The sequence below is a fragment of the Pontibacter harenae genome (assembly GCF_020907245.1).
Classification (GTDB): domain Bacteria; phylum Bacteroidota; class Bacteroidia; order Cytophagales; family Hymenobacteraceae; genus Pontibacter; species Pontibacter harenae.
Genome location: NZ_JAJJWH010000067.1, coordinates 1 through 12,642, shown reverse-complemented (window position 1 = coordinate 12,642; position 12,642 = coordinate 1). Strand labels below are relative to the sequence as shown.

General features: G+C 41.5%; 8 protein-coding genes. 4 read left to right on the top strand and 4 right to left on the bottom strand.

What is annotated here, in order from left to right:
• Window positions 1-381 precede the first annotated feature (381 nt).
• Together LN893_RS20900 and LN893_RS19380 are read left to right on the top strand one after the other, a co-directional pair.
• Window positions 382-648, top strand: a complete 267-nt coding sequence (locus LN893_RS20900) for an IS3 family transposase (protein ID WP_369427713.1) — start codon at window positions 382-384, stop codon at window positions 646-648.
• 94 nt (window positions 649-742) lie between these two features.
• Window positions 743-1,219, top strand: a complete 477-nt coding sequence (locus tag LN893_RS19380) for an integrase core domain-containing protein (protein ID WP_369427712.1) — start codon at window positions 743-745, stop codon at window positions 1,217-1,219.
• Window positions 1,220-1,870: 651 nt separating this feature from the next.
• On the opposite strand, the gene LN893_RS19375 is transcribed toward LN893_RS19380, so the two are convergent.
• The 4 genes from LN893_RS19375 to LN893_RS19360 all read right to left on the bottom strand — a co-directional run bounded on the left by LN893_RS19375 (window position 1,871) and on the right by LN893_RS19360 (window position 8,395).
• On the bottom strand, window positions 1,871-3,214 hold the full coding sequence (locus tag LN893_RS19375) for a M20/M25/M40 family metallo-hydrolase (RefSeq protein ID WP_439651230.1): 1,344 nt from the start codon (window positions 3,212-3,214) through the stop codon (window positions 1,871-1,873).
• A gap of 320 nt (window positions 3,215-3,534) precedes the next feature.
• Complete coding sequence (locus LN893_RS19370) at window positions 3,535-5,172, bottom strand: TldD/PmbA family protein (protein ID WP_229972960.1); 1,638 nt, start codon at window positions 5,170-5,172, stop codon at window positions 3,535-3,537.
• A gap of 124 nt (window positions 5,173-5,296) precedes the next feature.
• On the bottom strand, window positions 5,297-6,895 hold the full coding sequence (locus LN893_RS19365; protein ID WP_229972962.1) for an amidohydrolase: 1,599 nt from the start codon (window positions 6,893-6,895) through the stop codon (window positions 5,297-5,299).
• 183 nt (window positions 6,896-7,078) lie between these two features.
• Complete coding sequence (locus tag LN893_RS19360) at window positions 7,079-8,395, bottom strand: TldD/PmbA family protein (RefSeq protein ID WP_229972959.1); 1,317 nt, start codon at window positions 8,393-8,395, stop codon at window positions 7,079-7,081.
• Between the two features lie 840 nt (window positions 8,396-9,235).
• On the opposite strand from LN893_RS19360, the gene LN893_RS19355 reads away from it, so the two are divergent.
• On the top strand, window positions 9,236-10,330 hold the full coding sequence (locus LN893_RS19355) for an alpha/beta hydrolase family protein (protein ID WP_229972958.1): 1,095 nt from the start codon (window positions 9,236-9,238) through the stop codon (window positions 10,328-10,330).
• Window positions 10,331-10,730: 400 nt separating this feature from the next.
• Window positions 10,731-11,945 carry a serine hydrolase domain-containing protein gene (locus LN893_RS19350; RefSeq protein WP_229972957.1) on the top strand — a complete coding sequence of 405 codons (1,215 nt, stop codon included), beginning with the start codon at window positions 10,731-10,733 and terminating at the stop codon, window positions 11,943-11,945.
• Window positions 11,946-12,642: the final 697 nt, after the last annotated feature.

Below are 12,642 nucleotides of genomic sequence, written 5' to 3'. Positions count from 1 at the left end.
AAGAAGAGCAGCTAAGACACTGAGAACAAACATAGGATGTAAAGTACTAAATTTGACTATTATGGAAAGACGAGTATTTGACGCCTCCTTCAAGCGGATGGCCATCGACCTCTCCTACGCGAGGGGATCAGTAAAAAAGTGGCAGATGAGTTTGGCATAAATGTCTGCAGACTGAGCAAATGGCGGCAAAAGGAAGCTCACCAGTCCGGTCCACAGAAGGGCTGACAGACGAGCAAATGAGAGATTAAACGGCTACAGAAGGAGCTGAAGGAGGCGCGGTTGGAGCGTGATATCTTAAAAGGCGGTGAGCATCTTTTCCAGGGAACACGGGCGGTATACGGATTCATAAAGGAGCACCGGAATCAATTCCCCGTCGAGAAGATGTGCAAAGTCCTTCAGGTCAGTGCCAGTGGCTACTACTACTGGCTTCACCACCCTGTAATCCTGCGGGAGCGGAAAGAGCAGGAGCTGGTGGAGCAGATTAAACAGGTATATGAGCAGAGCAAGTGCCGCTACGGCTCCCCCAGGATTGCCATGGAACTCAAAAGAGTGGGGTGTCCAAATGTCCCGTCCTCGTGTAGACAGTGTGATGTAGAAACATCATATTCAGAACATTGTACGGAAGAAGGACCGGGTGCAGACCACTGACTCCAACCATGCCTATACAGTGGCGGAGAAATACCTGAACAGGGATTTCCAAGCGGTAGGACCGGCAGAGAAATGAGTATCCGATTTAAACTATATCAGAACCTGGGAAGGCGTGCTCTACCTGACGGTGGTACTAGTGGTACTGGACTTGGCCGACAGAAAGGTGGTAAGCTGGGCGCTGAGTGAGACCCTGGATGCGGAGGCGACCATCGTGGCGGCCTGGCAGATGGCGGTGAGAAACAGGCCCCTGTTCCGCTCCCTTTTGTTTAACTCTGATCGGGGCGTGCAGTACGCCTGCAGCGAGTTCAGAGAGCAACTGGAGGGAACGCTGGTGCTGCAGAGTATGAGTCGGAAAGGAAACTGTTGGGATAACGTGGTAGCAGAGAGATTCTTTAAGACGATGAAGGCGGAATGGTATACCACCACAAGCATGCCACCAGCGCAGGCCCGGCTGGCTGTGTTTGAAAACATCGAGAGTTTCTACAACAGGAAAAGGAGGTATTCAGCCCTTGGTTACCTGACTCCTTGCCAGTATGAAGACCTGCTGTACAGCCAAGTGGTGGCTGCCTGATAAAAATCTCCAATAAAACATTGCAATTCTAGTATCGTCAGTCACATTTTTTGAAAGGGTGAAATGCGAGATGATTTCCCATATAGTCTCTACTGTCACAGCTTGAAGGAAGTTGAAGGATTTAAAGCGCACGGGTAAAAAGAATCTGCTGCGCCGTTCTTGTGCAAGAAGTTTCAGTACGTGTATCAGAGCAGATTGGAGGCCCGAGATCAAGAGTTTGGCGCTGAGGCTGCTGGTGCACAGTTTCGTCAGCCGCGACATCGAGCAGGTATGGGCGTGCTCCGCGAAACAACATTCCGCTGGCATGACCAGAAGGCCGATAGCTGCCATGTCAAGCTCTGCCTTGAGATCCTATGCCTCGGTAAAATTGGATGAGGTTTGGAGTTTTGCCAAACAGTGGAAGCGCAGGCTTTTTGTACCTACGCACCGGAAACCGACGAATTGCTGGTCAAGAGTAACCAAAGCCAGTGTACGATACAAGGGCTGTATAAACAGCTCAAACTGCTGCAGATTGATTTCTGCATTGATGACTGTTTGGCTTTCACAAAAATGTTGCTTGGGAAAGGGCACCTGAACGCTAAGCCTACACGAAAAGCATTGAGGGGGCTCTACTGAGGACAAAAAACAGGAGGCTGTCCTTTTTCTAAACTGTTACTTAGAAACGCCTGCCTCTGCCAACAGAAGGAGGAGAGCTTTTTGAATCGCCGGACGTGCCTCTTCATCCTGTAGCCACCATTCGTTTAAAGAGTGAGCACCACCCGCTTTACCGCCTGCCCCGATGGTTACGGCCGGAATACCTTTTGAGAAAGGGATGTTGGAGTTAGTAGAACCCACTCCTAATTTAGGTTCTGTGTGTAAATATTTACTGGCTGCCATTGCTCTTTGGACTAATGCTGTACTCGAATCATTTTTTCCGGCAGGGCGATCTCCTATTAGTTTTACTTCTACCTCAAGATTCGGCCCTTTGCGCTTCATCTGATTCTCTTCCTGAAGCGCCCGTTGTATCGCAGCTTGTAGTAGTTTATCAATACCTTCTACTCTTTCAGGACTTTCAGACCGCATGTCTACTTCCATCCAAGATTCAAAGGGTATAGAGTTCACTGAGGTACCTCCTCCGGTTACACCTACATTATAGGTAGTGCGGATGCCTTCCTTAGTGAACTTGTCTGCGTTTATAACAAAATAATGGATGGCTCTGCCTAGGGCATTGTGCGGGTTCACAAGGCCGAAAGCGCCGGAAGAGTGACCGCCCGGGCCTTTGAATGTGATACGGTAGCGGTGGGAGCCCAACCCCCGATTTGTGACACGATTGACTCCTCCACCTTCAACAGCAATGTAAGAATCAATTTTAGGCCCCTTTTCACTAAAAAGTTGTTTTACCCCGCGTAAATCACCTAAGCCTTCTTCTCCAACAGTACCAATAAATAATATATCTGCGTCTGTTGCTATACCTGCTTTTTCCATAGCTTTCACTATTGTCAGTACAACAGCCAGTCCGCGTGTGTCATCTCCTACACCTGGTGCATACAATGTATCGCCTTTGTGTTTTACACCTACGTCAGTTCCTTCCGGGAATACGGTATCTAAATGTGCTTCTAACGCAACTGTTCTCTTACCCGTCTTGCCCTTTCTTCTGCCAATCACATTGCCTACCTCATCTATCCAAACAGAGTCAAGACCTGCGGTTTCAAGCATTTGGGCGTATTTCCTGGCGCGTGCTTCCTCTTTGAAAGGAGGTGCGGGAATTTCTGTTAAAGTGATATGGTCCTGCCTCGTCTCTGTTTCTAAATCTATAACGCTTTGTAAAGCCGTTTTAACTGCGGGGCGCTTAGCAAGTGCTTTGATTTCATTTGCATATCGTTTATTGATGGTTACATCTTGTGCAGTCTCTTCAGTTTTTACAGATGGACCTTGTGCATACGACATTTGGGGAATACAGAAAGTAAATGCTATCGGTAAAAGCATCACCAGCATATTTTTTTTCTTTTTAATCATTATAAGGTAATGAATGTTGGATACAGATTTGGGTATAAGCTAATTAGGCAGCTACAAGTGCAGTAACTGTTTTCTTGATGGATACCACTTATTGATTAACTATAGATGACGTCATAACTTATCAGAATTCAAAATTTGATAAATGAGATTTTCTGATGTCAATAAAGACTGCTTTAGAAGATTATTATAATTGTTGCTATTTTATTTCCATAAAGTTAAGTATCTATATATAAATTTCTTATGCCATCTTCTTGTTCTAATGCATGTTAAATGAAGCCAACTCTGATTTCTGGTTTGCCTCTCTATGCGGCAAAGCTTTATCAACTGATTTTTCTTCCTGTATTAATAACATTAATGCCATTAAATCTGGTGGTTGGGCAGCCATGGGATACCGCACTTGATTGCCCCGGCTCTCCTTTCCCATCGAAAAATGTTCCTCCTAATCGGTAATCATCCTTATCTCCCAGCGCTGCACAAGAGTTCCAGAACTCCTGGGTATTGGATTGGTAGGCTGCATTACTCAGCATGCCAACAATTCCTCCGTTTTTTATTTCATAGCATAACTGGCTGCTGAACTGAAAGTTATAGCGTTGATGATCGATAGAGGAAGTATTTCTGCCAAGCATATAAATTCCTTTTTCTACATCTTTGATTAAATCGGCAGCACTCATTTTCGCTTTACCTGGCTGCAAGGAAACATTAGGCATACGTTGAAACTGAACATCTTCCCAGCTTTGTGCATAGCTACACCCATGGGATTCATTTCGCCCAATCATATGTGCCTGGTCTCTTGTAGCCTGCAGGTCAACCAAGACGCCATTTTTTACAATATCCCACTGCTTGCATTTTACACCTTCATCATCATAGCCTACAGCTCCTAAGGTGTCCGGTTGAGTTTTATCGGCAACTAAGTTCACTATGGGGCTGCCATATTCAAATTGCCTTGATTTTAATTTATCTAATGTAAGGAAGCTTGTACCGGCCATGTTTGCTTCATATCCCAGCACGCGGTCCAGCTCAGTAGGATGCCCCACTGATTCATGTATAGTCAGGAAGAGCTGGCTCGGATCCAGTACTAAGTCATATTTTCCTGGTGCGACCGGCTTGGCCTTTAGCTTCTCGGCTAGGTTATCAGCAGCTTCCCGGGCATCTTCCAGCATATCATAGCGTTTCTTGTAGGTAGTGACAACTCCTCTTACCTTTTCTTCTTCCCTCGGTACAAGGTACTCATACCCTTTTCCGATTGGGGCGCTTAGCGCATTTCTACTTACAAATCTTCCGGTTTTAGGATCTGTTTTCGTTACTGTAAAGGTAGGCCAGAGGCGGTGAATATCCTGCTCAATGTATGACCCTTCGGTGGAGGCAAAATATTTTTGTTCATTGATCAGGAAAAGAGATGAGTTTGCAAAGTTTGCTCCTCCTTTGATTCCTTCATTATTTACCGCTAACAGCAGCTCTACTTTTTCCTTAACAGGTACTTCGAAACCGTTGATTTCGATAGGCGTTTTCCAACTTACTTCACCATACCCTTTCTGAGGTGCTAGCTGAACAGGCTCATCCATTAACTTTGAGTTCACTTTAGCAAGTGTAACGGCTTGCTTGGCTGCTTTTGCTACATTTTCTTTATCTAGGTTATCTGTTGCCACAAACCCCCAGCACCCATTCACGAGCACCCTGATTCCCACACCAAATGACTCTGTGTTGCTAATGTTCTCAACCTTATTTTCCCTGGTAGTAATAAACTGGTTTAAGTATCTACCTATACGTACATCAGCATATGAAGCGCCATTGGCACGCGCTGCATTAAGGGCTACATCAGCAAGCTGCTTTTTTAAAACTGTATCAACAGGTGTCAAAGCATCTTCAAAAGGTATATCGTTACCAAGAAGGGGTATACTTGCCAGCATAGATGCACCAACTCCTAATCCTGTTAAATGTAAAAAGTCTCTTCTCTTCATTTTAAGTTTCCTATTTAATAATAGTAAATTTCTTCAAAAACAGGAGCGGGGCCAAAGCAAAAACAATGAAGAAAAATGTGAACGCGTCCTTTTGTTAATGTTTGACGAAAGTATGCTCAGGGTATCAATAATCACCTGCTTTTGGCGTCTTTTGGTCGCTTCGTAGAGTAGGATATTGAATGCCCAGTTGCTCTAGGTACGTATTATATTTTGTTGGGTCATAGTAATATTTCTTCATCTCTGGGCGAAACTCTTCCATAATTTTAGTATTAAGTTCAATGGCTGGTTTGTCTGTTTCAGAAATAAATGGGATGTACTTTGTATCCTTTGTTTGCACATCTCTAAAGTATACCCAGGCATTTTCTATTATCTCAGGTTTAACCAGCATGTCCAGTAATGTTAACGCTTCCACCTTTGCTCCGGCAGTCACTCCTTTATGGGCTATAGGTGTTGCCATAGAGATTGCGTTTGCCCAATGGTGACCTGGAAGACCTGGTATGTTGGAGGGAAACCGTAGCGTAACAGTAGGGACGTTCCAAGTGATATCTGCAATGTCGTCTGAACCGCCTCCCATAGAAAACTCTACAGGAGTACCAAGTGAGCTTAATTTCGTGGCAAGTCCTTGTGCTGGTTTACCCTCTCTGCCTGCTTTATTTGTACTTACTTCTTCCTGTACTGCCTTAGCTAACACTTGGTCCTCTTCACTCCATGCTGGCAGGCCTACAGCCTTTATGTTCTCATACATAGCTTCAGCGATAGGTTTGTTAAAGTGCCTTGGCCAGGCACTGCCAAGTATGCGGTAAGTCATCTTCGTTCCTGTCATCAAAGCGGCTCCCTCTGCTATTCTTATGGCATCATCGTACATGTTCTTAACCTTAGGGTAAGTGCGATCACGCAAAAAGTACCATACGGAAGCTTCAGATGGTACTACATTGGGTTGATCACCTCCGTTCGTTACCACGTAATGAGATCGTTGCGTAGGCTCCATGTGTTCACGATGGTAATTCCATCCAATATTCATCAGCTCAACAGCATCCAGTGCACTCTTCCCCCTCCATGGAGCACCTGCTCCATGGGCTGCTTCACCTTCGAATGAAAACTCCACAGATACTACACCATTGGCTCCATCGTCTCCATAATTAACTTTAAAATTATTACTTACATGAGTGAAAATGCAGGCATCTACATCTTTAAAGTAACCGTCTCGAACATAGTATGCCTTCGTGGCCACCTGTTCTTCGGCAACTCCAGGCCATAGTACTAAAGTGCCCGGTAGCCCTTCTCGCTCCATTAATTTCTTAAGAGCTAACACTGCAGTTACATTAAGAGCCTGCCCGGCATTATGGCCTTCTCCATGCCCAGGGGCTCCCTCTACAATAGGGTCATGATAAGCAACCCCTGGCTTCTGTGACGCTTTAGGAATACCGTCTATGTCACTACCTATGGCAATTACAGGTTTACCCGACCCCCATTTCGCTGTCCAGGCAGTGGGAATGCCTGCCATTCCTTTCTCTATAGTAAAGCCGTTTTTCTGCAAAATGTCAGTCAGGTAACGTGAGGTCTCTTCTTCCTGAAACCCAAGCTCACCAAAGCTGAAGATCATGTCTACCATTTCTTGTGTGGACTTTTTCTGATTATCAATTTCAGAAACCAGCTCTTTCTTCATCGCTCTAAGCTTTGCCTGTGAAACCTTTTTTACCTGCGCAGAAGCAAAAAGAGGCATTAATGAAAATAATATAAAGAGGCAGACTATTAAGGAAGACAACAGTCCTTTCTTTCTGAACATTGTATAACTCTTCTTCATATTTGGGTTATTTAGGTTGATAAAGTTAAGCATGCTTAAAACGCAGCATGGGTACAGTGCTATCTTTTATAGGCAACAGGTTTGCTTTTTATACTCATTCCATTAAACTGCATCGGAAAGGGAGGTAAATGTAAAGTCTCTTATTTTCATAGGTGGAATAATCATATTGCCACTGCGGACAGGCTTCCCTAGCACCTCCAAGTTATTAAGCATGATGATGGGGCTTTCGTTGAAGCGGAAATTTTTTACCGGAAATTTAATTCTACCGTTTTCAATGTAAAAAGTACCATCACGTGTCAGTCCGGTAAGTGTTAAAGTTTGTGGATCAACCATCCGGGTATACCAGAAGCGGGTCACAAGAATTCCCTTCTGTGTTTCTTTAATCAGGTCTTCAACAGATCCGTCTCCTCCCTCCATGATAATTGCTGCGGCTGCAGGTTGTGGTTTAACACCTTTTTTATCAGCCCAATACCGGGAGTAACTGAGGCTTTCTACTATACCATTCTTCACCCAGGTGTTTTTATCCAGGGGTATTCCATCACTGTTCCAAGTAGGTGATGGAAGTTCTGAATTTAGTGGATCAGAGTAAATTGTTACCTTTTCATTGAATAGTTGTTCGCCCAAGCGTGTACCACCTCCCTTTTTACTCATGAAGCTACGACCTTCATCAGCGCTGCGAGCATCAAAGCCATTCATAAGGAATCTTATCAGGCCACTGGCTGCTAAAGGCTCAAGAATAACAGTATACCTACCAGGCTCAACGGCTTGGGCTCCAGCAGAGGTCATTGCTTTGTGTGCAGCAATTTTAGTTTGAGCCGCTGTGTCCAGCTTGGAAAAATCGTGAAAGCTTTGGCTTACATGCCCTGAACCAGTCCCTTCCTGATTCCTAGCGGTAACTGAAAAAGAAACATCTGTTTCTTTGTTATAAGCAAAAAGACCCTTTGAGTTCTGCTTGGCGACAAAGCTTGTCGTGTTATTTAGAAACCCGGCAGCTTCCAAATTAGCAGCTTTAGTTATTTTTAAGCTTTGTGCTACAGCTTCAGCACGATCCGCCGAGGCAACGGATGCTGTAGTGGGGCTAAATGTAATTGCCTCCTTATATGTTTGAGGGCCTAGTAAGGGCATATATTCCGGGTTCTCCGGAGAGAGCATAGCCAATTCCTCAGCTCTACGCATTACTCTCTCAAGTGAACTATCATCAAATTCATTGGTAGTCGCATAGCCTGTCTTTTTGCCGTAAGTAACACTTACACTCAAGGTCATTTTATCTTTTTCTCCGGCAGTTGAGACTGAGTTTCGTGCAGAACGGATATTACCCTCTATAGAGCCACTTAACATTGCTTCACATTCATCTGCTTTAGAAAGCTGCAATGCTTTAGTTAATATAATCTGTGCCTCCTCTTTACTTAATACAGCCATATAATGGAATAAGTTAAAAATTATTGCAGTTTAAATTAAGAATGGTGTTGTTAAGCTACTACACCGTCCCATCCAAAAAAATCAAAGAAGCAAGCAGTATATGTAGGCTGATAGATAATTTGATGAAAGCCAAAAAAAATGTTGCTGCCACTATTGCATGGATTTAATTAAATAAGCTTTAAGAGTAAGAAGTTAGCACCTAACCAATATTCAGAGCTAAGAACAATGTTATTGGTTTGAATATTTGATCCCAGAAATTAGTGCTTTCAAATTAAAAAAAACGTCTTGCAACTTTCTTTATAATTTCTTTTACCTAATAATACCTGTTGGTTTATAATAAAGCTTGATTTTTAATAAAAGTAGTGGTCTTTTGTTAAAAATGAAAAATAATTGATGTTTTTTTATTTTTTTATTTATAATTGTGTGTTCTTTAAATAAATCAGCTAATGCTACATGTTTTGTTAATACAGCAAAACGAGTATTTAGAATAGCAGGACCAAAGGATTGCCACTTTTGATAAAGGTTGTTATGTCTTCAGTGTCTTGATTTGTTTATTGTGATATTTGTATTGTTAAGCCTTTGTTTTTATCATTGTTGCATTATTGTTGTGTCTTTAAATTAAAGTGCAAATTAGTATTGCCTATCAATGGTTTTTTAAAAGATGTTACATGATATGAAGACCTGTGGAAGTTGAGAGTGTCATTGAAGAAGAAAAAAGCTGTCTGCAGAAGTAGCTAGTCTAGGTTTATATCTTGTTTGATTTTTTACTCTTGAAAACAAACTAGTACCCATCTCTATGAATTAAATTTTAATCTAAACTATAAATCATTAAAAAAAACTATGAATTATAAAAATATTTACTCTATTCTATTATTGATAATAATAACGGTATGTGTATTGCATTCCTCAGCAGTAGCTCAAAGCACTGAAGAACTTCAAAAAGAGATCGCATCTTTGAATCGGCAAATAACAGGCATGCGTTCTAGTTTTGATCAGCTTAACAAGGCTATTGATGATATTGCCTGGTATCACAAAGTAGGTGACCTTGCTCATGTAGATAAAGTTAACATGACCGGACCTCCGCCCAGAGTTGTGAAAAACCCTACTGGACAGGGAGCAACTAATCCGGTGCGCTTCAGTTCATATGTGTTCATTCCAAAAAATATAGACACAAACAAAAAGTACCCTTTATTAGTGCTTCCTCATGGAGGAGTACACTCCAATTTTAATACCTTTTATGCCCATATTATCCGCGAACTGGTAGCGCAAGAATACATAATAGTCGCACCTGAGTATAGAGGTAGCACCGGATATGGAAGAGGCTTCTATGAACAGATTGACTATGGAGGGCTAGAAAATGAAGATGTAAGAGCAAGCAAAGACTATATGCTTGAGAACTATGAATTTGTTGATTCGAACCGAATAGGTATTTTAGGTTGGAGCCACGGCGGGATGATTACTTTGATGAACATTTTTGCCCATCCGAAGGAATATAAAGTGGCTTATGCTGGAGTTCCAGTAAGCGATTTGGTCGCCAGAATGGGATATAAAACGCAAAGTTATCGAGATGCATACTCAGCTGATTATCATATTGGAAAAGATGCTTTCGAAAATGTTGAAGAATACAGAAAGCGCTCCCCAGCGTGGAACGCAGAGAAGTTGCAGACGCCTTTACTTATTCATACCAATACCAATGATGAGGATGTAAATGTGCTTGAGGTGGAACACCTGATACAGGCGTTGAAGGCAGAAGACAAAAAATTTGACTATGTAATATATGAGGATATTCCAGGTGGCCATACTTTTAATAGAATAGATACAAAAAAAGCAAAAGAAGTTCGCCTGGATGTGTATAAATATTTAGCTAGCTATTTAAAACCGACTAAAACATTCAAGTCTGTTCGAGATTTAGAGAAAGCTGGATATAGATTCTGAAAGGATTCAGGGCATGTTTAAATTATGTTTTTGAGATCGAAAATGAGTGAGTTTAATTCGAACAAGGCTCAATTAGGGTAATAGCAGCACTATTGCATGAAAATAGCCGCCGTTAGGTTCTGAAAGGATCTAACAGTCGCGATGATCTAGGTTGTTATGGTTGAAAGTCAGGTGTGCACTGTTATTGAGGAAATAGAACTTGCGTTATAAAGCTTTCGCTTTTCTTGCATCAAGATTCTAATAATCCTGATATGCAAGAAGGTGACTTGGCGCAGTTGCCATAAGTAAATTCATAACTGGTAAGGAATTCTATTATTTAGGGTTTCATGCAAAAATATTCTTTGCACTAGAATAAGCTCAAAACACTTATCTAATAATTTATCAACTGAAATCACGCATTATGTTAAGCGGTATACGTCATTTTTTTTCTTATTCAAAAAAAGTCTCCTTTGTCCTGTCTTGGGCATGCTTCCTGATGCTTTTTGAAAGCACTGCTTTTGGACAGAATGTGACTTCTCAATTTGCTACTCGAGAGCAGGTATATCCAGATCAGGTTTATGTAAAGAATTACTTGCAAAGGATATCTGAAGAAACTGGTGCCCCTGGTGTTTCTGCGGCAGTAGCAGTAAACGGAAGAATAATATACTCAGGAGGAACAGGATTTTCTGATTTGGATAATAAAGCGCTGCAGGACGGTAAGACTGTTCATAATATTGGGTCCATTTCTAAGGCTTATGCAGTAGTGGCAATAATGCAGTTGGTTGAGAAGGGGCTTATTAATCTGGACGATGAAATTCAGGAGTATCTGCCATATATGCCGAGAAAGCAAAAGCCTATTACAGTAAATCATATTCTGACACATACTTCTGGTATCAGGCATTATACTAAAAAGGATCAAGAGAACCATGGTTTTAAGCGCATGAGGCACTATAATGACTATGAGGAGTCTACCACTATCTTTCGCGACGATTCGCTTCTTTTTGATCCCGGGTCTTACTATTCATATTCTTCATTCTCAAGTGCCTTGATGCATGGAATTGTTGAGAAGGTAAGCGGTTTAGGTTTTGAGGACTATTTGGAAAAGAATATTTGGCTTCCGGCTGGTATGCTTAACACCTGTTTTGATGTGCCTTCCAGAATAATTCCCAAAAGAGGCAAGGGGTATGTTAGGAACAGTAAAGGAGTATTGATAAATGCCCCGTATGAAGATGTTAGCTACAAATATGCTAGTGGGGGAATTATATCTACACCGGAAGATATGGTGAAATTTGCATTGGCTTTAAACAATGGTATGCTGTTAAAGCCAAAGACCTTAGGCTTAATGTATAAGCCCCAGTTTGATAAGAACAAGAAAGCGTTTAATGCCAATCTATTAGATCAAAAAGAACCACTGGGGCAAGGACTTATCTGGTGGAGTGGACAAGATAACTACGGAAGAACCTGGTATGGACACAGTGGTTCAGTCAAAGGCACAAATTCTTTTTTGATGAATTTTCCCAAAGAAAAAGTGGTCGTTGCAATTCAGTTTAATACTTATGTTTCTAATGTAACTGAATATGCGCTTGCTTTAGCTGAAATGTTTTTGTTAGAATCAGGAGTACAAGGTAATAAGTAACTGGACGGAATTACATTAAACAATATTTAGCACCTGATAAATTGTTGTGAAATGCATGTAGAAAGCTTTTATAGTTGCTTTTTACATCATACCACTCCAATATTTTTGGACACAGATAGTTTAAACTAATTAGGTGCCCTTACTTATAATTAATTAATTCATAGTGGCTGTCTCTCTTGTTACGGTGCTAATTCATAGCTCTCTTCAACCATATAACATGTTTATTGCTCTAGGGGTTCGCAAATTGTAGTATAATTGTTTAATTGCTTATCTGTTCTTTTGCTTTACACAGAGCGCCTTTACTTGTTGTGTCAGCGCTGTAGCTGTATTAAGTTTATTCTTCCTTCTGTTCTATCATTTATTAATTCAGGTGGCATTATTCAAAATTAGATTATCACGTGATGTTGAGAATTCATGTCTAACCCCGCCGATGTGGGAAATTTTTTTATCTCATGCGGAATTTACCTCTCTGAATGGGTATTGGGGTGGGGCTTCAACAGTATAAAATACTCGCAACTTAGATGAATTTTTAATAAATCCACAAGACGGCGGCTAGCGGGATAATTAGTGTCATTTTTCTCTCTCTTGTACTTGATAATATACAAAATTATGTGTTTTGTATAATTCATAGATAAAATTGTAATTATTAAATAATATTGAGTTGTGGTTCACAATGTATGATGTTTGCATTTTTGTT

Bases quoted from the DNA above. Each gene is read 5' to 3' on its own strand.
- LN893_RS19360 (WP_229972959.1), bottom strand. From the start codon at position 8,395: ATGGCTGTATTAAGTAAAGAGGAGGCACAGATTATATTAACTAAAGCA.
- LN893_RS19375 (WP_439651230.1), bottom strand. From the start codon at position 3,214: ATGATTAAAAAGAAAAAAAATATGCTGGTGATGCTTTTACCGATAGCA.
- LN893_RS19365 (WP_229972962.1), bottom strand. From the start codon at position 6,895: ATGCCTCTTTTTGCTTCTGCGCAGGTAAAAAAGGTTTCACAGGCAAAG.
- LN893_RS19350 (WP_229972957.1), top strand. From the start codon at position 10,731: ATGTTAAGCGGTATACGTCATTTTTTTTCTTATTCAAAAAAAGTCTCC.
- LN893_RS20900 (WP_369427713.1), top strand. From the start codon at position 382: ATGTGCAAAGTCCTTCAGGTCAGTGCCAGTGGCTACTACTACTGGCTT.
- LN893_RS19355 (WP_229972958.1), top strand. From the start codon at position 9,236: ATGAATTATAAAAATATTTACTCTATTCTATTATTGATAATAATAACG.
- LN893_RS19370 (WP_229972960.1), bottom strand. From the start codon at position 5,172: ATGAAGAGAAGAGACTTTTTACATTTAACAGGATTAGGAGTTGGTGCA.